The organism is Paenarthrobacter ilicis (genome assembly GCF_016907545.1).
Lineage (GTDB): Bacteria > Actinomycetota > Actinomycetes > Actinomycetales > Micrococcaceae > Arthrobacter > Arthrobacter ilicis.
The window spans coordinates 2,290,719-2,312,376 of the sequence record NZ_JAFBCD010000001.1; the positions used below are offsets into that span (position 1 = coordinate 2,290,719).

Consider the following 21,658-nt stretch of genomic DNA (forward strand, 5'->3'; position numbering starts at 1 on the left):
CGCTGGCTAGACTGTCCGCATGAGCCTCAACGAGCACCATTACGCGCTGACTGTCCGGTGGACAGGCAACCTGGGCGCCGGCACCTCAGGCTACAGGGCATACTCCCGGGACCATGACATTGAGATCGATGGCCTGCCTGCCCTGAAGGGCTCCGCCGACCCCACTTTCCACGGAGACAGAACCCGTTACAACCCGGAACAGTTGCTGCTCGCCGCCCTTTCGCAGTGCCACATGTTGTCCTTCCTCCATGTAGCCGTGAAGCGGGGAGTGGTGGTCACCGCCTACGAAGACCATGCGGAGGGCCTCATGAAGCTCAACAAGGATGGCAGCGGCCAGTTTGAGGGCGTGACCCTCAAACCGCACGTCACGGTTGCCGACCCCCAGCATCTTGGCCTGATGGAGGAACTCCACCATGAGGCCAACCAGGTCTGCTTCATTGCCCGCAGCGTCAATTTCCCCGTTGCCCACCAGCCCAGCACGACGGCGGAACAAGCCTAGGCAGGCAGCCCGCCCTTGAGGGCAACCAGGCGCTTTTCGGTACCGGCGGAGAGCCCGGCCTTTCGATCCCTGTCCAGCCCACGGCGTCTTTCGTCCGCCAGCGTCGCCGCAAGCGTTTCCTGCCACGGCCGAAGGTTCATGCCCGCAGAGCGCGCGGCATGGTTGGACCTTGCCTGGAAGCCCTCGTGTCCAGGGGCAGCCACAAGGGCAGCGACTCCGGGCCGGACCAATGATTCACGCCATGCTCAAGCAACCAGTCAGGGCTGCAAGCGACCATCTCAAGATCGTGGGCACCCGCCACGGTCCTGCACTCGGCCAGAAAATCGGTAAATCCCACCACGTCGCCCAAAGCGTTGTACGTACCGGTCAGTCCTCCACCGGCCGCCTCCAGTATCCACGCTGACAGGTCCCGGACATCGATAATCTGAGTGGCGGCATCTCCCATGTCCGGCACAATGGCCGGTCCCCGCTCCGTGGCCGCGAAACGCGCAGGCCAATACCCATACCGATCAGTGCCATCCCCCGGCCCGCTGATCAGTCCCGCCCGGACAATGTGGGCTTTGTCCCCCACCATCGCTGCAGTGAGCTGCTCAATGGCCGATTTGGACTCACCGTAGGTCTCCTGAGTGCCGGGTTGTCCCGCGGGAAGCGGCGCCAGCAGGGCCGCGCTTTCGTCGTCGCCCGGCACGGAATGATCCGCATACACCGAACACCTGGACACGAAAGTCCAGTGCGCCGTTTGCTTTCCCAGAGCCTCCAAGGCTTCGCCCGCCTGCACGGGGTCCCGGGAGACCTCCACCACGGAATCCCAAGTGCCACCAAGCACCGAATACGCCCCGGCACCCATGGCGCGGTCGCCCCTGACCCACGTCACGCCGTCGGGCGGGTCCTGTGAAGAACCCCGGGCAAAACACGTGACATCATGCCCGGCAGCAACAGCCTGCCCGGCAATCCGGGCTGACAGGAAGGCGGTGCCGCCAAGGACCAGGATGCGCATACGGCCACGCTACGGCGCTAGGGTTGTAGGTGGACAGAGTGTTCCGCGCCCGGCGAACACGGGCCGACGACAAGGAGCCACTACACCTTGATCTCCATCCCCCTAGCGGAAACCCTTACCTTGGAACCAGAGAAAATCGACTTCGTCTCCATCCTCATCACCATCGGAGTGGGACTGTTGGTGTGGACCATCGCCCGTTTCGTCATCCTCCGGATCACCCGCCGCGTTTCAGCCGGCAGCACCCTCTTCAAAAAAGCGCACTTCAAATGGGTTCAACCGGCCATTCGGGCCCTGGACCATGAACGCCGCTCGCAGCGCGCCGAGACCATCGGCACACTGCTCACCAGCCTTGTCAGCGTAGTGGTGGTGGTGATTGTCATCATCTACATCCTTAAGTTCATGAACGTGGACGTGGCACCGCTGCTGACCAGTGTGGGTATTTTGGGTGTCGCGATCGGCTTCGGTGCCCAGCAGTTGATCCGTGATTTCCTTGCGGGGATCTTCATCACCATCGAAGACCAGTACGGCATTGGCGATGTGATCGTCACCAGCGAAGTGATTGGCACTGTGGAATCCGTGGGCCTGCGCATCACCCGCGTCCGGGCCGAAGACGGAGCAATCTGGTACCTGCGCAACGGCGAAATCCTTCGGGTGGGAAACCGCTCCCAGGGCGACTACGTGCCCCTTGAAGAACCCGACGACGGCGCAGATCCGGCGCCCGGTGCCGCAGCCGCAACCGTTACTGCCGGCGCACCGCGTGCCGTAAAAGCCGAGGAGAAGTCCAATGAGTGACATGACACCAGGGCAGGTCCCCGCTCCGCAGGCCGGCCCTCGCCGCCAGCTGATGCAGAACGACCCCTTCAGCCAGCCAACGTATACCGACAGCTTCTATGCCGCCGTGGGCGGTCACGACACTTTTGTGAAGTTGATCGACGTGTTCTACGACGGCGTGGCCGCGGACCCCTTGCTGCGGCCCATGTATCCGGAAGAAGATTTGGGACCCGCCAAACGGCGTTTTCTGATGTTTCTTGAGCAGTACTGGGGCGGTCCCACCACCTACGGCGAGGAAAGGGGACATCCACGCCTGCGCATGCGGCACATGCCCTTCCAAGTCACGCCCGAGGCCAAAGACCGTTGGCTGTACCACATGCGGACAGCAGTTGACTCGCTGGAGCTCCCGCCCCTGCACGAAGGCACGCTCTGGGATTACATGGAACGGGCAGCACTGACCATGGTCAACAGCCCGTCAGCAGGACCCGGGGCCTGACCCGGAAGTCTGACCCGAGGCCGGCTGCAAGAGGCCGGCTGCGTAATGCCGGCTGCGTGATGCTGGCCTCAGAACCCCAGGCCGAGCCCCGCGCCCGTGCGGACCAACACATGGCCGCGGGGCCCGCTGAGCCTGTACCAGCGGCCGTTTCGGAGGATCTTCTGCTCGCCGTCCCCCAGGAAGCCCAAGCCGTAGGCGGCGAAAGCCGCACCAGCGGGCAGCGCGCCAAGTTCCGGAAGCTCCCTGCCCCAAACGGCGGCCCTGGCACTATTGACGACGGCGGCACCCGCCTGGTCGGGAATCACCCCGGCCACTTCGCCGATGCCGTCCACGGCAGCTGCAGTAAGAACTGCGTCCGGTACAGTGCCGTGATCCTCCCACCCGGTACGGGGCGCGCTCACCCCGGCCCAGGACTCTGCCACGGTTGTTGGCGGAATAGGCAGCTCTGTGTCCCCGCCGCCTGCGCGCGCCAAACGATCCAGCACCGAGGCCAGCGTCACCGTGACATCAACCCGGGCGGGCTCGGCGAGGGCCATGGTTCGCATGCCAAGAATGGTGGGGGTGGACTCCCCCAGGATGCGCGGACGCAGGACGCATACGTAAGCCGCAAGGACATCGCCTGCGCCCTGAAGGCGGATGGCGCCGTCGTCAATGCTTTTGGCCCTGGTGATGAACGTTCGCAGATCATCAAGGTCACGGGAATCGGGGAAGCGGAGGGACTGGGTCACGACGTCTGGCACATCATCGACCTTACCGGCATGTCCGCGTTTGGGCATGTCTGCGTTTGAGAGGGGTGCGGGCTCCGTCTAAAGTCGAACCATGACTGAGACGAACGCTGCCCCCGGGGTGCAGGCGGCCCCGGAAGACCCCATGGAAGTGCTGATCGGCCTGCTGGACCTGGGTGATTTTGACGGAGCGCGGACCAACGAGGACATCTTCCTGGGCCCATCCCAAAAGCAGCCACGGCACCGGGTGTTCGGTGGCCAGGTGCTGGCGCAGTCCATGATGGCCGGAATGCGGACGGTGGAACCGGACCGGTCCGCCCACTCCATGCACGGGTACTTCCTCCGCCCGGGCGACGCCAACAAGCCCATCACCTTTGGAGTCGAACGGCTCCGCGACGGCAGGTCCTTCTCGGCCAGGCGCGTCCATGCCTACCAGGACGGGGTTCCCATCCTGTCCATGATCGCCTCCTTTCAGGTGGAAGACAGCGGACTGGATCACCAGGCCACCATGCCGGAGGGCATCCCGGACCCGGAATCCCTCCCCAGCACTGCCGAGCTGCTGTCCCGGATAGACCATCCAATGGCGCGGCACATGTCCTCTGAACGGCCCTTCGATGTCCGGCACATTGATCCGGCGCTTTACGTCTCGGCACCGGATGACCACGTGGCAACCAATGCGGTGTGGATGAAAACCATGGGTCCCTTGCCCGAGGACCCCAACCTCCACCGTGCGGCCCTTGCCTACGCCAGCGACTACACGCTCCTGGAGCCGATTCTCCGTAAGCACGGACTGTCCTGGATGACTCCGGGCATGAGTGTCGCCAGCCTGGACCACGCCATGTGGTGGCACCGGCCGGTCCGCGTGGACGAGTGGATGCTGTATGTTCAGGAGTCCCCCAGCGCACAGGGCGCACGGGGATTGGCTACAGGCAGGATCTTCAGCCGGGATGGCCTGCATGTGGCCACCGTGGCCCAAGAGGGCATGGTCAGAATCCCCTGAGTTTGGTGGCATGACAGCAGACGACAGCGGCCGGTCCCCTGTGGGGAACCGGCTGCTGTCGTTTGGGTCTGTAAGCCGGCTGCGTTGACCGCGGGTATTAGTCGCGAGTCAGGCGTCGGTGCGTCACGCGGTGCGGCTTGGCCGCATCCGGACCCAGGCGCTCCACCTTGTTTTCCTCGTAGGCGTCGAAGTTGCCTTCGAACCAGTACCACTTCGAGGGGTTCTCATCATCGCCTTCATAGGCAAGGATGTGGGTGGCCACCCGGTCCAGGAACCAGCGATCGTGCGAGACCACCACTGCGCATCCCGGGAACTCAAGGAGAGCGTTCTCGAGGCTGCTCAATGTTTCGACGTCGAGGTCGTTGGTGGGTTCGTCGAGGAGCAGCAAGTTGCCGCCCTGCTTGAGCGTCAGAGCCAGGTTCAGGCGGTTACGCTCGCCACCGGAGAGCACACCAGCCTTCTTCTGCTGATCCGGCCCCTTGAAGCCGAAGGCCGAAACGTAGGCGCGTGAGGGCATCTCCACTTGGCCGACCTGGATGAAGTCGTTGCCTTCCGACACAACCTCCCACAGGGACTTGTTGGGGTCGATGCCACCACGGGACTGGTCCACGTAGGAAATCTTCACGGACTCGCCGATCTTCAGATCGCCGGCGTCCAGAGGCTCCATGCCCACAATCGTCTTGAAGAGCGTGGACTTGCCGACGCCGTTGGGCCCGATGACACCGACGATGCCGTTGCGGGGCAACGAGAAGGAAAGGTCCTCGATCAGAACACGGTCGTCGAAGCCCTTCTTCAGCTTGCTGGCCTCGATCACCAAAGATCCAAGGCGTGGTCCCGGCGGGATCTGGATTTCTTCGAAGTCCAGCTTGCGCGTGCGCTCAGCCTCAGCAGCCATTTCCTCGTAGCGGGCCAAACGGGCCTTCGACTTGGTCTGGCGGCCCTTGGCGTTGGAGCGGACCCACTCAAGTTCCTCGGTCAGGCGCTTGGAGAGCTTGGCGTCCTTCTTGCCCTGGACTTCCAAGCGGGCTTTCTTCTTCTCCAAGTAGGTGGAGTAGTTGCCCTCGTACGGGTACAGGTGACCACGGTCGACTTCTGCAATCCACTCAGCAACGTGATCGAGGAAGTACCGGTCGTGGGTCACGGCGAGGACGGCACCGGGGTACTGGGACAAGTGCTGCTCGAGCCACAGCACGCTCTCGGCGTCCAAGTGGTTGGTGGGCTCATCAAGCAGCAGGAGGTCCGGCTTCTGCAGGAGGAGCTTGCAGAGCGCAACGCGGCGGCGCTCACCACCGGAGAGGACAGTAACGTCCGCATCTGCCGGCGGGCACCGAAGGGCGTCCATGGCCTGCTCCAGCTGGGAGTCGATGTCCCAGGCGTCGGCAGCATCAATGGCTTCCTGGAGCTTGCCCATCTCGTCCAGAAGGGTGTCGTAATCCGCGTCCGGGTTCGCCATCTCTTCGGAGATTTCGTTGAACCGCTGGATCTTGGCGTAGATCTCTCCCACGCCTTCCTGGACGTTGCCCAGAACGGTTTTTTCCTCATTGAGCGGCGGTTCCTGCAAGAGGATGCCAACGGTGTAACCGGGGCTCAGGCGGGCTTCGCCGTTGGACGGGGTATCCAGCCCGGCCATGATTTTGAGGATGGTGGACTTGCCAGCTCCGTTCGGACCCACGACGCCAATCTTGGCGCCGGGATAGAACGACATGCTGACATCGTCCAAAATAAGTTTGTCGCCAACGGCTTTGCGAGCCTTGGTCATCGTGTAAATGAATTCCGCCATACCCTTAAATCTAGTGGCTCGGCGAGGATAACTCACATTCGGACGCCCGGTTCCGCTAGCGGACGTCCCCTACGAAACACTTTCCGGTCGCCAGAACAGGCAGGACAGTGACAGCCACCCCGCCGTCGCGGATCTGACCCATGACGCAATGCCCCCCGGTCAAAGCCGCAGCTTCCATCGCGTCGACGTCCAGGCCGGTAGGGGTCCGACTGACGGAGACCTCAAGGGCGGCAGCAGGAATTCCGGCTGCCACCAGGGCCGCCTTGAGAGCGTCCCTGTCCGGCTTGGGGTTCCCCGCCACAAGGTTCTTCAGTGTGGATTCGACCGTGGATTTTGTTGCGGCGAGCGCTGGATCCTCTGTCGTCGCCGCTCCTGGTGCAGCAGTTGGGGCCCCCGACGGCAGGATTGTCGGCTGACTGGCTGGCGTCGGGGCTGTACAGGCGGACACGCAAGCGCAGCCTGCAGCCAGCAGAAGGGCTCCGGCGAGCCTTGCAGCCGTTGAGAGCCTGGTTGTCGGCCGGTTTCGCTGCCGTCCAGTTCCGATGATCACCAAGCCATTGTGCCATTCACCGGGGACCGGGACGGACGGTGCCGCGGACAGAACATCCCCCTCGGAAGCAGAGTCCGAGGGGGATGGCGTGTGGTGCCCCAGGAGGGAATCGAACCCCCGACCGGCGGATTAGAAGGCCGCTGCTCTATCCCCTGAGCTACTGGGGCGTACCGGCACCGCGACATGATCAGGCCGCTGGCGCCGTAAAGAGTTTACAGTGCGTTCCGGTCGGGCCCGGACAACCCCACCGGCCGTCCTGTCCTCCCCAACCACCCTTTTCCACATAGCCAAGAACTTCCCTCCCGCCGGAGTGGAGGCGGGACCAAGCTGGAGGAGCCGGTAAAGGCAGTCTTAATTACAGGGAAGGACACCCATGAATGACATCATCACCGTCCGGGGCTTCGTGGCGTCGGAGGTCAAAACATCCACCACCCCGCGGGGTACCTCTACAGCGACGTTCAGGCTGGGAACCACGGAACGTCGCTTTGACCGGGCCACCAACACCTGGGTGGACGGAAACACCAACTGGTACTCAATACAGTCCTTCCGCTATCTCGCCGCGCATGTCGGGTGCAGCATCAAGAAGGGCCAGCGGGTGATGGTGGTGGGCAAGCTGCGACTCAGGCAATGGGAACATGAGGGCCGCATTTACCATGTGGCGGAAATCGACGCCGAGTCAGTGGGGCATGACCTGATGTGGGGTTCTGCGAACTTCACGCGCATGAACGGGAGTTCGGCAGCTCCGGACACCGGGGCGGCCCCCGAATCGTCGGCACCGGACTCGTCCGGGTCACTGCAGGTTGCCGGCGATTGGGGTGCTGAGTACAACGGCGAGGCACCTTCCGGGGACTATGCGGCTGAGGACCTTGGGGAGGACCCCGACGGCGGTGGCTCGGTTCTGGTGGACACCTCCACGGGAGAGCTGGTGGGATCGGGGGTCTAACGCGCGGTCCGACGGGGCGGCATATATTGGGGCCATGCAACAACCTATGTGCGCTTCGCAAGCGGCCACGGTCTTCAGCCGTATGCGTATGGGTCGCCTTCACGATTGGAGGGCCAGGAAATGAATTCCCCTGACCTTGTGAAGGCCATCCGCTCCCGTCTTAGTGCTTCGGCAGATCCGGTGCGGGGCCGCAGCGCACAGGCGTATATGAAGTCGGAGATGCCGTCCCTGGGAGTTCGGGTGCCCGATGTCCGGGCCCTGGTGAAAGCCTGTGCACGCGAGTTCCCACCTGGTGCGCCCGATGAGCTCCGCTCGGCTGCCCTTGAACTGTGGCGCTCAGCTGTGGCCCGCGAGGAACGGTATGCGGCCATCGACCTGACCGGGCTCAAAATGGTACGTGGTGATCCGGAGATGCTGGGCGTCTTCGAGGAGATGATCCGGACCGGAGCCTGGTGGGATCTGGTGGACGGTGTGGCACCGCGGATCTGTGAGCTGCTGTTCGCCCGGCCGGACATCATCAAGCCAGTGCTGCTGCGTTGGTCCACTGACAACACCATGTGGGTGCGCAGGGCTGCAATCACGTCACAGCTGTCCGCGAAGTCCAACACTGACACCGAACTGCTGTCGGCAGTCATCATTCCCAACGCCGCCGATCCCGAATTCTTCATCCGCAAGGCCATCGGGTGGGCACTGCGGGAGTACAGCAAGACCGACCCGGGCTGGGTCAGGACTTTTGCCACCGAATGTGCCCTTAGCCCGTTGTCGCGTCGGGAAGCGCTGCGCCTGATGCCCAAGGCCTGATGGGCCTGATGGGTCTGATCAGATGATCGGGCGAAGTCCCGGTTCATCCCGGCTGCGGAAGAGGCTCTTGGTTTTGGGATCCATGAAGATGAGGTAAATGGCGAAGAAAAGGGCGATGACCGCCGCGGCTACCCTGGCCAGCAGGAGGGCCAGGCCCAGGTCTTCGCTTTGGAGATACGGGAACACATCCAGCTGGTCCGAGGTCGCGTAGACCATGAAGAACGACACTACGAAGTACAGCGCCTTGACCTGCCAGTCATTGCGGATCCCCGTGACCGCGAAAAGCGGGATCAGCCAGACCACGTACCACGACTGGATCATGGGCGCCAGCAGGACAATGACAGCGAAAGCCAACGTCAGGCGTCGCATCAGGCGGTCGTAGTCTCCGCGGAAGATCAACCACGCCACGGCGGCAGCCATTGCCACCTTCCCCGCATCGTAAACAGCCTTGGCTACTACGGAGCCATCCAGGCCCAAGACGCTCGCGATGGAGGCCACCACCATGCCGATCAAGCCCACGGGGGCGTACCAAATGGCCACGCTTCCAGGGGCCGAGAGTCCGTTGATCCAGCCGAACCCATAACCGTTAACCAGGCTCAGCGCATACAGGATGCCGAAACTCAGCGCAGCGGTGAGGAACCAAAAAACAAATCTGCGGGGCCACGATGCATGCTTGCCCGCCCACAACAGGCCGATGAAAGGAAGGAACACCACGGTGATGGGTTTGACCGCGATGGAGAGTGTCACCAGGACGATTCCCAGAATCACCCGGCGGGTTGCGCAATAGTAAAGGCCCGCCAGAGCCAGTCCAATCATCAATGCATCGTTGTGCACACTGGCAATGAAATTGGTGAGGAACAGGGGGTTGGCTGCTGTCAGCCACAAGGCGCGGTGTGGATTGACGCCGTGGAGCTCGGCCAGCTTGGGGACGTAGATGATGCACAGCACTACTCCAGCCGCGGCAACCAAACGGAAAAGCATGATGGACGCCTCCGGCTGGACGTTCGTCACCCACACCACAAACTGCTCGATCCACAAAAACAGTTGCCCGTACGGCACGGGGGCTTCGGTCCACATCTTGTCCGCGCCAAGCTGGAAGTAGTTGGGAAGGGCGGAAATGCCGTTTTCGTAAGGGTTGATGCCCTCCACCATCAGCCGGCCCTGGCCAATGTACGCATAGACATCCCTGCTGAAGAGCGGGATGGTGAACATCATGGGCAAGCCCCAGGCCGCCACGGCCATCAACGTGGCTTTGCGCGCTTCCTTCCCCCACACCCTGACCCGCTGCCCCAACCGAAGCCAGGCCCTCACCAGCAACATGCCGCCGATTGCGAGAAGGACAATGGAGAGCGCGACGCCCAGGCCCTCGGTGCGCATCCAGATGAACAGGGGCAGCCGGCGGAGTTCAGAGGCCGGCGCCAGCCATCCGACGCCCAAGGAACCGAACACCATGAACATGGAGCCGATGAATCCGGCGATCAGGGGTGAACGGGCGTTATCAACCTCACCGATGACGGGACCCACAGGCGACACTGCTTTCCCTGCCGTCCGGGCGGCGGGTAGGGGCACCGTCATGTAGTCGTCGTCCAATCCTTCACCCGCTGCGTTCGGGTCACATTCTGAGTCATCGGGCCTTGCACAACAGGAATCAACCACACTGTCACGCCCGGAAATCGTACCATCGGAGCACTTCGATGCGCCTGAAGGATAGGCTAGGCGCGTGCCTATAACTAACGAACGCATCGTGTGGATCGACTGCGAAATGACCGGTTTGGATCTTGAGAACGACGCCCTCATTGAGGTAGCCGCTTTGGTGACGGATTCCGAGCTCAACATCCTCGGCGACGGAGTCGACGTCGTGATCAAGCCGGACGACGCCGCACTGGAACAAATGAACGACTTTGTCCGGGACATGCACACTCGCTCCAAGCTCCTTGATGAACTCCCCCACGGCAAGACCATGGCGGAGGCGGAAGCTGAGGTGCTCGAATACATTGAGAAATGGGTTCCGGACCCCCGCAAGGCTCCCCTGGGTGGTAATTCCGTGGGAACTGACCGGATGTTCCTGGCCCGGGACATGCCGAACATTGTTGAGCACCTCCATTATCGCGTGATCGACGTCAGCACCATCAAGGAACTGTCCCGGCGCTGGTTCCCGCGCGCTTACTTCCAGTCCCCCGCCAAACACGGTGGCCACCGGGCCTTGGGAGACATCAAAGATTCCATCGACGAGCTCCGCTACTACCGCGAAGCCGTGTTTGTCCCCGCCCCCGGTCCGGACACCGCCACGGCCCAGAAAATCTCCAAGGATGTCATGGCTTCCGCTGAAACCCTGAAATCCGACGAATCCGTGTGATCTGCAACATTTTTCGAGGTTTTTTCCTCAAAACCGGCAAAAGTGGACATTGCACCCCAAAACAGCAGGTAAGCTATTTGTCGTTGCCTTCGAGGAAAGCTGGTGTTACCGGCTGACTGCACGAGGCACATGGTGGGCTTAGCTCAGTTGGCAGAGCGCCTGGTTGTGGTCCAGGAGGTCGCGGGTTCAACCCCCGTAGCTCACCCCACCGAGATTGGCTGTAAAGCCGGTTTCCACAAAGGCCGTACCGGTTATCCGGTACGGCCTTTGCTTTTAACCCGTCGGCGGCTTCAGGCCGCTGACGGACCGCAGCGATCGACAGAGGAATACAGACATGACCGTCCTCCCAGTGACCATTTGGGGCGAACCAGTCCTCCACAACCGGGCCAGCGAAGTCGACGTCTTCGACGACGAACTCCGCACGTTGATCGCCGATATGTTCGAGACCAATGACGCGGCCAATGGCGTCGGCCTGGCAGCTCCGCAGGTCGGGGTGGGCAAAAGGATCTTCGTCTACAAGTATGCCAATGACGACGGTGTCCCGGAGAAAGGCGTTGTGGTCAACCCGGAACTGACTCTTTCCAAAGTATCGGGCGCGCTTCCCGATCCGGACGAAGATGTGGAGGGCTGCTTGTCGTTCCCCGGCGAGTACTATCCCCTCCAGCGGGCAGATTGGACCCGGGTGAGGGGTTTCGACGGTGAGGGAAACCCTGTCGATTTCGAAGCGACCGGCTGGTTTGCCCGCATCCTTCAGCATGAGTTCGACCACTTGGATGGCAAGCTGTACGTGGATCGCCTCATTGATAAGTACTCCAAGAAGGCGAAGAAGCAAGCCAAGAGAAACGGGTGGGGCGTCCCAGGGCTGACCTGGATGCCTGGTGTGGACCCCGATCCGTTCGGCCACTAGGGGACCCTGAACCATGACAAGCATCTCCAGGAGCGGGCTCTTCGAACTCCTCGACATCACGGGCCAGGATGCCGAGGCCTGCAGCGCACTTTTGGACACCCCACCGGACGCTGCTGTCCAACGGGCTGTCGATGCCATGCAAACCCGCCTGGGTACTTTTACGTCCCACGGAATCCCTGCCGAAGAAGAGCGGGAGGAGGTCTGGATCGAAGCATTGCTGCGATTCGCACCAACGGTTCACGCCTACCACGCTGAACTGGGGATCAGTCCTGGGATTTCGGCAGCGTCCTTGGGCGATGTCGGGCTGCAATTACGGATCAACAGGACAGTTCACGGGCGCTTCGGGCTGGATACGTGGAGCTGGCTGACTCTTCACATGGTGGGAAACCTTTTCCGCCTGGGACGGCTCCAGTTTCATCTGGTCACCAGTGACGGCACCTTGGGCAGGCCGGAGCAACCGGAGTGGACACTGGGTGTTCATATTCCTGAAGGCGGCAGTCTGTCCCCTGCACTGGTGGACGAAAGTTTCGCGGAAGCCCGCCAATTTTTCGGGCATCACTTTCCGGACAAGCACGTTCACACCGCAACCTGCGACTCCTGGATGCTTGACCCATACTTGGTAGCCAGGCTTCCGGGCAGCAACATCGCATCCTTCGCGCAACGCTTTGTGGTGGATCGTTGCTCCGATGCCCCAACGGATGCCGTGTACTTCACCTTCAGGCAACGCGGCTTGGAGAATCTGGCCGCCTTGCCGCGGGACACAACTCTCCAAAGGGTGGTACTGGAACGTATTGACGACGGCGGAACCTGGCAACTGGGGCACGGTCACCTGGAGTTGTAAATCGTTTCCTGCCCCGGGCACGAGGCGAGGACGCGGCCCATGGCTTCCTTTTCGGCCGCGGTGACCCACAACTTGTAGGCGCTTTTGACCGAAATCTGGCGTGCGACGTAGTGGCACCGGAAGTTCTTATTGGCCGGCAACCATGTAGCGGCATCCCCCGCGCCCTTTTTCTGGTTCGCGGGACCGTCTGCTGCCACGAGGTTCAGCGGATCATTGGCCAGCATCTGACGTTGTTGTGCCGTTAATTGCTGCGCACCCTTCTGCCATGCATCCGCGAGGGCCACCACGTGGTCAATCTGCACAGCGGCACTTGTCTCTTGTCCCCGCCGGAAGCTCACGGCGACGCCGGTGTACGGTTCTGCGAAATCGCCGGACGCGACCCTGCACAAGGATCCCTCCGTGAACTGAACGCCGGAAAGGTCCCTCCTCAAGATGTCGTTCCGCGTATCACAGCCGTTCCGGTCCACGTCTGCCCACGCTTGCCCGAAGGCTGCCCGGTCGTAATCCGAAGAGGGCGCCCTGCCCTTCACGTCGAGCTTCGCAAGGGCGTCCAAGGCACGCCCGGGAGCAACCTTCGGCACTCCGTTGATGGGCTTCATGAAATCGGGGTTGAGGACCGGCGCCTCCGTTGGCCCACCTGTTGCGCTGCCCGCGGCGTCGAATTGTCCCGTGGTGAAGAACCACCCCACCCCGGAAACCACCAGGACGGCGGCCATAACGAGGATTGTCCAAGCTTGCCGTGACCGGCGTCGGGCACGGGTGTAGGCGGTCCATGTGGTACTCAAGGGGCTCCAGTCAAAGGAAAAAGGCTTGCCCTACGAGCGTAGGACAAGCCTCCGACAATAAGAGTCGGTTTCCACAGTGTGCAGGAACAGTGACCCCTGGCAGATGTGGACCTATTGCTCCCTGGTGACCCTTTGCAGGTCCTCGGTGGCGGTATCAAGCAGCGTTCGCAGTTGCTCCACGCGCTGATCCGTCACGTCTCCGGCGGCGTTGGCCGCGACGGCCTGATCCAGAAGTTTCTGGGCCTGCTTGTGATTGGCACGTGCCACATCCAGCGCGTGCTCCAAAGTGGTCTGGTGCTCAAGGGTTGATTCGTTTTCCATGCCCCCATTGTCATCAGGTTCCCCGGCCGGCGCCAGTGAGCCAGCCGGGAAATCCCTGAAAACTTACCCCGTTTTTAGGCGTCTGCCGTTTCCAGCACTGCGATGGGAGCAATGACGTCCTTGGCGGGGAAGGACGGCGGGTTTACTCCGGCCATTTCTTCCATGACGCGCACAACCTGGCAGGAGTACCCGAACTCGTTGTCGTACCAAACGTAGAGAACAAGGTTCTTGTCGTTGGAAATGGTCGCCAGTCCGTCCACGATGCCGGCGCGGCGGGAACCAACGAAGTCGGTGGAGACCACGTCCGGAGAGTCGATGTAATCGATCTGCTTGCGAAGATCAGAGTGCAGGGACATCTCGCGGAGGTAGTCGTTGACTTCCTCGCGGGTGGTGCCGCTCTCCAGGTTCAGGTTCAGGATGGCCATGGAGACATCCGGGGTGGGAACGCGGATGGCATTGCCCGTGAGCTTGCCCTGCAGTTCCGGAAGCGCCTTGGCCACGGCCTTGGCGGCTCCGGTTTCGGTGATCACCATGTTGAGGGCGGCAGAACGTCCCCGGCGGTCACCCTTGTGGAAGTTGTCAATCAGGTTCTGGTCATTCGTGAACGAGTGGACCGTTTCCACGTGGCCATGAATGATGCCGAACTTGTCGTTGATGGCCTTCAGCACCGGGGTGATGGCGTTGGTGGTGCAGGAGGCCGCCGTGACGATCTGGTCATCGTTGGAAATATCGCGGTGGTTGATGCCATGAACAATGTTCTTCAAGTCGCCCTTGCCCGGGGCGGTCAGCAGGACGCGGGCGGCGCCTTTGCTCTTCAGGTGCTGGGAGAGCCCTTCGGCATCGCGCCAGCGGCCCGTGTTGTCCACCACCAGGGCGTCCTTGATGCCGTAGGCCGTGTAATCGACCGTTGCCGGGTTGTCGGAGTAAATGACCTGGACCTGGACACCGTTGGCGGTAATGGTGTTGGCTTCTTCATCCACACGGATGGTGCCTTCGAAGGAACCGTGGACGGAATCGCGGCGCAGCAGGCTGGCACGCTTGACCAGATCGTTCTCGGCGCCCTTGCGGACGACGATGGCGCGGAGGCGCAGGCCATGGCCGCCACCTGCCTTTTCGATGAGGAGACGGGCCAGCAGGCGGCCGATGCGGCCGAAGCCGTAAAGGACGACGTCGGTGCTGGTGCGGTCGTCCGCTCCGCGCTTGCCTACGACGTCGGCAAGTTCCGCACGCAAGTACTCGTCCAGCGAAGCGCCATTGCCTTCAGCCCGGTACTTCTCCGTCAGACGCGCAATGTCGATCGCTGCGGCGCCCAGTTCCAACTCGGACAGGGCGTTGAGCAGGGGTGCGGTTTCTTCGAGCAGAAGCTCGTGGTTGCTCATCCGGCGCGCAAAGCGGTGGGCCTTCAGGATGTTCATGGTGGACTTGTTGATCAAGCTCCGGCCATGGATGCTGGTGACCACGTTGTTTTCCCGGTACAGCCGGCCGATCACCGGAATCATGGCTTCGGCGAGAGCCTCCCGGCCCATCCACTTATCAAGACAAGAATCTGACGTCTGGCTCACAGAACTACCTTCCTTGGTCAACCACATACGTCCTCGTATGCAGATGGCAGCGGCCGCCCGGAGTAGTCCTGCGGCACATGCGCCGGCGGGCTTCGGTCCACCCACAGCGCCTTGAACGAGAGCAAAGAAAATCCGCCGGCTGCGAACGCAGTCCCGGCGGCAGAACATCTACGTTCAGTAACCATTCTAGGGTGGAAAGGGTCTTGCTGGTTCTCTACCAGGCGTGAAATCACTCACAGGGCCGCCGCTGAGGCAGTCATAAATGGATGGGTCGACCGATACGCCGGGTTCTGTCATCCCTCGCCGTTGCCAACAAGGGAGTAGCGGCCATCCATCTACGAACGCCGTTGCCGACGCCCTCCAGCAGCCTACCCGGACACTCGGGCGGGCAGCCCTCGAACGTGTCCTGTCTGGCCTTGCTCCGGGTGGGGTTTACCTAGCCTCCCCGGTCACCCAGGGAGCTGGTGGTCTCTTACACCACCGTTTCACCCTTACCTGCCGCAACCGGTGCAATACCGGAAAGCACAGGCGGTCTATTCTCTGTGGCACTGGCCTGCGGGTTACCCCGAGTGGGCGTTACCCACCACCCTGCCCTGTGGAGCCCGGACGTTCCTCGAGCCACTTGCGTGACGCGCGGCCGCCTGGTCGACCCATCCGCAGTCCAGTCTACCGGCGTCGGAACCTTCCAAAGTCCGACGGTAATATCGACTGGTGCTGATTCTGCTGCCGCCATCCGAAGGCAAGACCCCCGCAACCAAAGGCCCCTCCGTCGATTGGGATTCGCTGAGCTTTCCCGAACTGAACCAGTACCGGGCGGCGGTTCTTGAGGCGCTGGGAACCGTCAGCGCGCATGAGGATGCCCTGGCGTTGCTGGGCGTCGGCCCCTCCTTGCGGGACGACGTCGAACGCAATACGCGCCTCCACGCTGAACCGGCTGCTCCCGCCCACCAGGTCTATTCGGGCGTCCTCTACGATGCTTTGGGATATGACAGCATGACGCCCACGCAACGCCGGAAGGCAACCGAATCGATCCTTGTTGTCTCTGCCCTGTGGGGAGCCATCGGCTTTGGCGACCATGTTCCCGCCTACCGCCTGTCCATGGGAACTGCACTGCCCGACGTCGGACGCCTGGCTTCCTACTGGAAGCCCCAGCTCAGCGCGGCCCTGGCCGGGCGCGCTGCAGATGAGCTTCTGGTGGATTGCCGCTCCAGCACTTACGCCGCGGCCTGGGCTCCACCTCCGGGGCAAACAGTAAACGTGAATGTCTTCAGCGAGGCGAACGGAAAACGGACGGTGGTGAGCCACTTCGCCAAGCACACCCGCGGCGAACTGGCACGGCACCTGCTGACGCGCCGCGGCAAGGCTCCGGCAACGCCGGAACAGCTGGCCAAAGCAGCGCGGGAAAAATGGAATGCCGAACTGTTACAGGCCACGGCCCGGAAGCCGCACGCACTGAACATTATTCTGGCGGGCTAGTTCCACTCCGCCGAGCGGACCAGGATCACGCCTGAATCCGGGCAAAAGACGATCTCGTCCTCGGCTGCGGCTTTAACCTCCGCGAGGTCGCCAGGGCTCAGCATCATGCCCGAGCCCTCCGACTTTCCGTGGAACAGCCGGGCGGCGCCAACGCCGCGCTTGGCAATGGTTTTCTCGTACACGGCAAGCATTCCAGTGTCCAGGGAATCCGCGAAAGCGGCCCGCTGTCCACGAACCACGGTTTCTTCAGCTGCAATTTCGGCGATGGCCTCGTCAAGCTCGGCCCGGATACTGCCAAAAGAACCCTGGATGTCATCAACGATCGCCTGCTGGGCCGACTGGCGCTCCCGCAGCGAGTCCAGGCGCTCAAGGATCTCAAGTTCCACGTCTTCCAGATCGGACCGGCGCTTGTTCAGCGAGGCAATGTCGTTTTGCAGGGCCACAAGATCCTTGGAAAGGCCGGTACCGCTGTTCAGCCGTGTTTCGTCCCGTTGAATCCGGGACGCAACCTGCTCGACGTCGGCTTCCGCCCGCCGCAGTTCGGCCTCGGCGTCATGCACGGCAACCTTGGCCGAGCCCAACTCCCCGTTAGCCACACCAAGCGCATCCGTCAGGTCAGTGATGCGGGGATCCGTCTCCAGGACTTTGCGCCGACCCGCCAACGATTTCAGCTTGGCATCCAGCCCCTGCAGTTCAAGCAATTTCAGTTGTTCTGCCGGTGCTGCTTTCGCCACGCTTGCCTCCGCTTGCTCATTGCCGGCCTGCCGTTCAGGTCCAGCCGGACGGGATCATCTTCACGAGCCGTCCTTATGTCCTTAGACTCTAGTCGCCGCCGGGAGTGAGTATGAAGTCCCACGGATCACTGTTGATGCCGCTGACACGGATTTCGACGTCGAAGCCCTGGTCCGCGAGCACGTTTCCCAAGGCACCCGCTGCCGCAGGAAGCCACAGCCATTCGCTGGCGAAGTGTGAAACGTCAATGAGATAAGGGCGTCCATTGCCGGAACCCTCCCTGGCCTCGGACGCGGGATGGTGACGCATGTCCGCGGTGACGTACACATCAGCGTTGCTGGCCCCCACGGCGTCCAGGAGGCTGTCCCCGGCGCCGCCGCAGACGGCTACCCGCCGCACCAATCCATCCTTGTCGCCGGCGACGCGCACTCCCCCGGCCACGGCCGGAAGGATTTCGAAGACGCGTGCTGCAAAATCCCCCAGGGTGGTCAGCTCAGCAAGATCGCCCACCCTGCCGATCCCTTCTTCTGGCAGTCCGTTGCCCGCAGGCGACAGCGGCGTCACGTTGCCCAGCCCCAGGGCGTCCGCCAGGACGTCCGAGACACCGCCTACGGCCGAGTCCCCATTGGTGTGCACCGTGAGGAGTCCCGTGCCGGCTTCAATCAGGCGGTGGATTGCCAGTCCTTTGGCCGACGTGGCTGCCACCGAATTCACGCCTTTGAGCAGGAGGGGGTGATGCGTTATCAACAGCCCGGCACCCCATTCGATGGCTTCGTCAATCACCTCGAGGGTGGGGTCCACCGCAAAGAGGACCTTGGTCACCAGGGCATCCGGATGTCCTGCCACCAGCCCGACTTTGTCCCAGTCTTCCGCCAAAGACTCCGGCCACAGTTCCTCCACAGCGAGCAACACTTCGCCGAGTGTCGGCTCCCCGGACTCTTCAGCCAAACCGTCGTCATCGCCGGAATCCGCATCGGAAATGTCGGTGTTTACAGCTTCCATACTCTTATTCTTACCTACTGGAACAAATGAAGCAGCCTCGTCCGGGCAGCACACGTTACTGTCCCGTAAGGTGTTGCGGGAATCATCACGGCTTCCCGGACATTGAAGAGGACATGAAAACTTTCGTACTTGGCGGTGGCTGCTTCTGGTGCCTGGACGCTGTTTACCAAAAGACCCGGGGTGTCAGCTCAGTGGTGTCCGGTTACACCGGCGGCCATGTCCGCAATCCTGACTACTACCAGGTGTGCTCGGGCACGACGGGCCATGCGGAGGTGGTGGCGGTGACCTTTGACGAGACTGTGGTCCCGGAAGAGGTCATCCTGGACATGTTCTTCGCCCTGCACGACCCCACCACGTTGAACCGGCAAGGATACGACGTCGGGACCCAGTACAGGTCGTCGATGTTCTACACCACTGCCGAGGAGAAGGAACTCTTCGAGAAGGCGATCGAGCGCGCCCAAGCCCTCTGGACCGATCCGATTGTGACCGAGATCAGCAGGCTTCCCGAGTTCCACGAGGCAGAAGACGTGCACCAGAATTACTACGCCAAGTTCCCCTATCAGGGTTACTGCCAGGTGATCATCAACCCGAAGCTGGCCAAGGCCCGGAAATATTACTCTGCATGGCTTACTGCTTAGCAAGGTTTCGTTTCCGCTGGTTAGGCTGACCTCAGCATTTCCCTCCTCAGAGACAGGCATAATCTTCATGGCAAGGATCTACGACGACGTCACGCAGCTGGTGGGCCGCACCCCTCTGGTCCGTTTGAACCGGCTTACCGAAGGCCTCGACGCCACCGTGGCAGTCAAGCTCGAGTTCTACAACCCTGCCAACAGCGTCAAGGACCGCATCGGTGTGGCCATTGTTGACGCCGCAGAAAAGTCCGGGGCCCTCAAGCCCGGCGGCACCATTGTTGAAGGCACCTCGGGAAACACCGGCATCGCCTTGGCCCTGGTGGGCGCAGCACGCGGTTACAAAGTCATCCTCACCATGCCGGAGACCATGTCCACCGAACGCCGCGTCATGTTGCGCGCCTACGGTGCCGAGATTGTGCTGACCCCCGGCTCCGAAGGCATGCGTGGCGCCGTGGAGAAGGCCCAGGAAATTGTCGCCACCACGGAGAACGCCATCTGGGCGCAGCAGTTTGCGAATGAAGCAAACCCCGCTATCCACCGTGCCACCACGGCTGAAGAGGTGTGGGATGACACCGACGGCGAAGTGGACATCTTTGTTGCAGGCGTCGGCACCGGCGGAACCGTCACCGGCGTCGGCCAGGTCCTCAAAGAGCGCAAGCCGGGCGTCCAGATCGTGGCAGTGGAGCCCAAGGATTCGGCCATCCTCAACGGTGGCGCCCCCGGTCCCCACAAGATCCAGGGCATCGGCGCCAACTTCGTGCCTGAAATCCTGGACACCAACGTCTACGACGAAGTCTTTGACGCCACGTTGGAGGATTCCGTCCGGGTTGCCCGGGAACTCGGCGCCAAGGAAGGCATCCTTGGTGGCATCTCCTCAGGTGCCATCGTCTGGGCCGCCCTGGAACTCGCCAAGCGCCCCGAGAACGCCGGCAAGTTGATCGTGGCAGTGGTCTGCGACTTCGGCGAACGCTACATCTCCACTGTGCTGTTCGACGATATCCGCGGCTAACACCAGGCCAGCACCCCCTTCGTTTCCTGTAGAAAGGTCTTTGTGAGCTTCTTCGCAAGGCTTAAGGAAGACCTCGACGCCGCCCGGTCGCATGACCCGGCGGCTCGAGGTTCTTTTGAGAACTTCTTCGCCTATTCCGGCCTCCACGCCATCTGGGCACACCGGGTGACTCACCGGTTGTGGCAAAATCCTGCGCTTCGGTTTCCCGCACGCCTGATCTCCCAACTGGCGCGGTTCATGACCGGCATCGAAATCCACCCCGGCGCCACCATCGGCCGCAGGTTCTTCATTGACCACGGCATGGGAGTGGTGATCGGAGAGACCGCCGAAATCGGCGAGGACGTGATGATTTACCACGGGGTCACCCTTGGCGGGCGATCCTTGGCCAAGGTCAAGCGCCACCCCACCATTGGGGACCGCGTGACCATCGGCGCCGGCGCCAAAGTGCTGGGCCCCATCACCATCGGCGCGGGCAGCGCAGTGGGCGCCAATGCCGTGGTGGTCAAGGACGCACCGCCGGAGTCCATCATCACCGGCATACCTGCCACGTGGCGCCACCGCGATGCGAAGTCTGAAACCAAGCCTGCCGTCGATCCTGCGGAGTACTACATCGAATACCGGATCTAGCCGGCCAGCCTCCGGTAAAGGTTCCAGAAGACGGCATCGAAGGCCCGGTCCGGAAGAATACGTCGCAATGCCAGGACGCTCCAGGCACCCCTGCCCACCGGGTAGCGGGTCCTGGGGCGTTTTGCCGTTGCAGCCCGAACAATTGTTCGAGCCACAACAGTGGCCGGTGTAGCCATCACATGGCCAGCTCCGGAGGTCGAGGCCAGCGCGGAAGCCACAATGTGCGCCTGATCGCTGTAGGGCCCGCTGCCTGAGGAGAGTAACAGACCCTCTCCGGCGATGGTTCCCCATTCACTGTTGGTTCCCGATGGTTCCACGATCACCACGTCGATTCCGTGGGGACCCAGTTCCAGCCGCAGCGAATCGCTCATCCCCTCCACCGCGAATTTGGTGCCGTGATACCAGGCCCCCAAGGGCTCGTAAATTTTGCCGCCTATGGAGGTGACATTGATGATCCGGCCCGCGCGTGCCTTTCGCATCCCGGGAATCACCAGCTGGGTCATCCTCGCCAAACCCATGACATTGACGTCGAATTGTCGCCGCCCCTCGGACAGCGAAACTTCCTCCAGTGAGCCGTATGACCCGTAACCGGCATTGTTTACCAGCACGTCCACTGTGCCGTGTACCGCTTCTATCGCCGCCACTGCCTGGACCATGGAGTCCTCAGAGGTGACATCCAGAGACAGGACATTGATGCCGTGCTCTTTTAACGGCTCCATCTTGTCCATCCGGCGCGCTCCGGCGTACACGGTGAATCCGGCAGCGCTGAGGGCAATGGCTGTGTCAAAACCGATTCCGGTGGAGGCGCCGGTGACCAGCGCAATCCGGGCTGCCATGGTGGCCTCC

General features: G+C 62.2%; 23 protein-coding genes, 2 tRNA genes, 1 other RNA gene and 1 pseudogene. 14 read left to right on the forward strand and 13 right to left on the reverse strand.

Annotation, left to right across the window (positions count from 1 at the left end; genetic code table 11):
- Positions 1-19: 19 nt before the first annotated feature.
- The gene (locus tag JOE60_RS10420; protein ID WP_167265843.1) at positions 20-499 is read left to right on the forward strand and encodes an OsmC family protein; all 480 of its coding nucleotides are present in this window, start codon (positions 20-22) and stop codon (positions 497-499) included.
- On the opposite strand, the pseudogene JOE60_RS10425 reads toward JOE60_RS10420, so the two are convergent.
- A pseudogene (locus JOE60_RS10425) lies at positions 496-1,496 on the reverse strand (NAD-dependent epimerase/dehydratase family protein). The gene JOE60_RS10420 and the pseudogene JOE60_RS10425 overlap by 4 nt on opposite strands.
- Positions 1,497-1,583: 87 nt before the next feature.
- Here JOE60_RS10425 and JOE60_RS10430 point away from each other — a divergent pair.
- Positions 1,584-2,288: a mechanosensitive ion channel family protein gene (locus JOE60_RS10430; RefSeq protein WP_167265841.1), complete on the forward strand. Its 705-nt coding sequence runs from the start codon at positions 1,584-1,586 to the stop codon at positions 2,286-2,288.
- The gene (locus JOE60_RS10435; RefSeq protein ID WP_167265839.1) at positions 2,281-2,763 is read left to right on the forward strand and encodes a globin; all 483 of its coding nucleotides are present in this window, start codon (positions 2,281-2,283) and stop codon (positions 2,761-2,763) included. The genes JOE60_RS10430 and JOE60_RS10435 overlap by 8 nt, the downstream gene beginning before the upstream one ends.
- Positions 2,764-2,831: 68 nt before the next feature.
- Here JOE60_RS10435 and JOE60_RS10440 read toward each other — a convergent pair whose 3' ends face one another.
- Positions 2,832-3,503: a DUF8185 domain-containing protein gene (locus JOE60_RS10440; protein ID WP_167265837.1), complete on the reverse strand. Its 672-nt coding sequence runs from the start codon at positions 3,501-3,503 to the stop codon at positions 2,832-2,834.
- Between the two features lie 79 nt (positions 3,504-3,582).
- On the opposite strand from JOE60_RS10440, the gene JOE60_RS10445 reads away from it, so the two are divergent.
- Positions 3,583-4,488 (forward strand): acyl-CoA thioesterase, encoded by a 906-nt coding sequence (locus tag JOE60_RS10445; RefSeq protein ID WP_167265835.1) that lies wholly within the window; start codon positions 3,583-3,585, stop codon positions 4,486-4,488.
- 97 nt (positions 4,489-4,585) lie between these two features.
- Here JOE60_RS10445 and ettA read toward each other — a convergent pair whose 3' ends face one another.
- From ettA to JOE60_RS10460, 3 genes are all read right to left on the reverse strand, one after another.
- A complete protein-coding gene (gene ettA, locus JOE60_RS10450) occupies positions 4,586-6,268 on the reverse strand; it encodes an energy-dependent translational throttle protein EttA (RefSeq protein WP_167265833.1) in 1,683 nt (560 codons plus the stop codon).
- A 55-nt stretch (positions 6,269-6,323) separates the two neighbouring features.
- Positions 6,324-6,569: a DUF6993 domain-containing protein gene (locus JOE60_RS10455; RefSeq protein WP_167265831.1), complete on the reverse strand. Its 246-nt coding sequence runs from the start codon at positions 6,567-6,569 to the stop codon at positions 6,324-6,326.
- A gap of 340 nt (positions 6,570-6,909) precedes the next feature.
- Positions 6,910-6,985, reverse strand: a tRNA-Arg gene (locus JOE60_RS10460).
- A 206-nt stretch (positions 6,986-7,191) separates the two neighbouring features.
- On the opposite strand from JOE60_RS10460, the gene JOE60_RS10465 reads away from it, so the two are divergent.
- Together JOE60_RS10465 and JOE60_RS10470 are read left to right on the forward strand one after the other, a co-directional pair.
- Complete coding sequence (locus JOE60_RS10465) at positions 7,192-7,761, forward strand: single-stranded DNA-binding protein (protein WP_167265829.1); 570 nt, start codon at positions 7,192-7,194, stop codon at positions 7,759-7,761.
- Between the two features lie 120 nt (positions 7,762-7,881).
- Entirely contained in the window at positions 7,882-8,562 is a 681-nt protein-coding gene (locus JOE60_RS10470; protein ID WP_167265827.1) for a DNA alkylation repair protein, read from the forward strand.
- An 18-nt stretch (positions 8,563-8,580) separates the two neighbouring features.
- On the opposite strand, the gene mptB is transcribed toward JOE60_RS10470, so the two are convergent.
- Entirely contained in the window at positions 8,581-10,137 is a 1,557-nt protein-coding gene (mptB, locus tag JOE60_RS10475; protein WP_167265825.1) for a polyprenol phosphomannose-dependent alpha 1,6 mannosyltransferase MptB, read from the reverse strand.
- Positions 10,138-10,282: 145 nt separating this feature from the next.
- On the opposite strand from mptB, the gene orn reads away from it, so the two are divergent.
- The 4 genes from orn to JOE60_RS10495 all read left to right on the forward strand — a co-directional run bounded on the left by orn (position 10,283) and on the right by JOE60_RS10495 (position 12,666).
- On the forward strand, positions 10,283-10,918 hold the full coding sequence (orn, locus tag JOE60_RS10480; protein WP_167265823.1) for an oligoribonuclease: 636 nt from the start codon (positions 10,283-10,285) through the stop codon (positions 10,916-10,918).
- A 132-nt stretch (positions 10,919-11,050) separates the two neighbouring features.
- Positions 11,051-11,126 (forward strand) — tRNA-His (locus JOE60_RS10485).
- Between the two features lie 126 nt (positions 11,127-11,252).
- Entirely contained in the window at positions 11,253-11,825 is a 573-nt protein-coding gene (gene def, locus JOE60_RS10490; protein ID WP_167265821.1) for a peptide deformylase, read from the forward strand.
- Positions 11,826-11,838: 13 nt separating this feature from the next.
- Complete coding sequence (locus JOE60_RS10495; protein WP_167265819.1) at positions 11,839-12,666, forward strand: acyltransferase domain-containing protein; 828 nt, start codon at positions 11,839-11,841, stop codon at positions 12,664-12,666.
- Here the strand turns inward: JOE60_RS10495 and JOE60_RS10500 are convergent.
- From JOE60_RS10500 to rnpB, 4 genes are all read right to left on the reverse strand, one after another.
- A complete protein-coding gene (locus tag JOE60_RS10500; protein ID WP_167265817.1) occupies positions 12,651-13,451 on the reverse strand; it encodes an HNH endonuclease family protein in 801 nt (266 codons plus the stop codon). The genes JOE60_RS10495 and JOE60_RS10500 overlap by 16 nt on opposite strands.
- Before the next feature lie 111 nt (positions 13,452-13,562).
- The gene (locus tag JOE60_RS10505; protein WP_167265815.1) at positions 13,563-13,772 is read right to left on the reverse strand and encodes a hypothetical protein; all 210 of its coding nucleotides are present in this window, start codon (positions 13,770-13,772) and stop codon (positions 13,563-13,565) included.
- Between the two features lie 74 nt (positions 13,773-13,846).
- Entirely contained in the window at positions 13,847-15,334 is a 1,488-nt protein-coding gene (locus JOE60_RS10510) for a glyceraldehyde-3-phosphate dehydrogenase (protein WP_167265813.1), read from the reverse strand.
- Positions 15,335-15,597: 263 nt separating this feature from the next.
- An RNA gene (gene rnpB, locus JOE60_RS10515) (RNase P RNA component class A) lies at positions 15,598-15,987 on the reverse strand.
- Positions 15,988-16,045: 58 nt separating this feature from the next.
- Here rnpB and JOE60_RS10520 point away from each other — a divergent pair.
- The gene (locus JOE60_RS10520; RefSeq protein ID WP_167265811.1) at positions 16,046-16,810 is read left to right on the forward strand and encodes a peroxide stress protein YaaA; all 765 of its coding nucleotides are present in this window, start codon (positions 16,046-16,048) and stop codon (positions 16,808-16,810) included.
- On the opposite strand, the gene JOE60_RS10525 is transcribed toward JOE60_RS10520, so the two are convergent.
- Positions 16,807-17,544, reverse strand: a complete 738-nt coding sequence (locus tag JOE60_RS10525) for a zinc ribbon domain-containing protein (RefSeq protein WP_167265809.1) — start codon at positions 17,542-17,544, stop codon at positions 16,807-16,809. The genes JOE60_RS10520 and JOE60_RS10525 overlap by 4 nt on opposite strands.
- Before the next feature lie 88 nt (positions 17,545-17,632).
- Positions 17,633-18,544 carry a Nif3-like dinuclear metal center hexameric protein gene (locus JOE60_RS10530; protein WP_167265807.1) on the reverse strand — a complete coding sequence of 304 codons (912 nt, stop codon included), beginning with the start codon at positions 18,542-18,544 and terminating at the stop codon, positions 17,633-17,635.
- 113 nt (positions 18,545-18,657) lie between these two features.
- Here JOE60_RS10530 and msrA point away from each other — a divergent pair, with 113 nt between their 5' ends.
- From msrA to epsC, 3 genes are all read left to right on the forward strand, one after another.
- Complete coding sequence (gene msrA, locus JOE60_RS10535; RefSeq protein WP_167265800.1) at positions 18,658-19,182, forward strand: peptide-methionine (S)-S-oxide reductase MsrA; 525 nt, start codon at positions 18,658-18,660, stop codon at positions 19,180-19,182.
- Positions 19,183-19,249: 67 nt separating this feature from the next.
- On the forward strand, positions 19,250-20,185 hold the full coding sequence (gene cysK, locus JOE60_RS10540) for a cysteine synthase A (RefSeq protein WP_167265798.1): 936 nt from the start codon (positions 19,250-19,252) through the stop codon (positions 20,183-20,185).
- Between the two features lie 42 nt (positions 20,186-20,227).
- Positions 20,228-20,812, forward strand: coding sequence for a serine O-acetyltransferase EpsC (epsC, locus tag JOE60_RS10545; protein WP_167265796.1), 585 nt, complete (start codon positions 20,228-20,230; stop codon positions 20,810-20,812).
- Here epsC and JOE60_RS10550 read toward each other — a convergent pair.
- On the reverse strand, positions 20,809-21,648 hold the full coding sequence (locus JOE60_RS10550; protein ID WP_167265794.1) for an oxidoreductase: 840 nt from the start codon (positions 21,646-21,648) through the stop codon (positions 20,809-20,811). The genes epsC and JOE60_RS10550 overlap by 4 nt on opposite strands.
- Positions 21,649-21,658 lie beyond the last annotated feature (10 nt).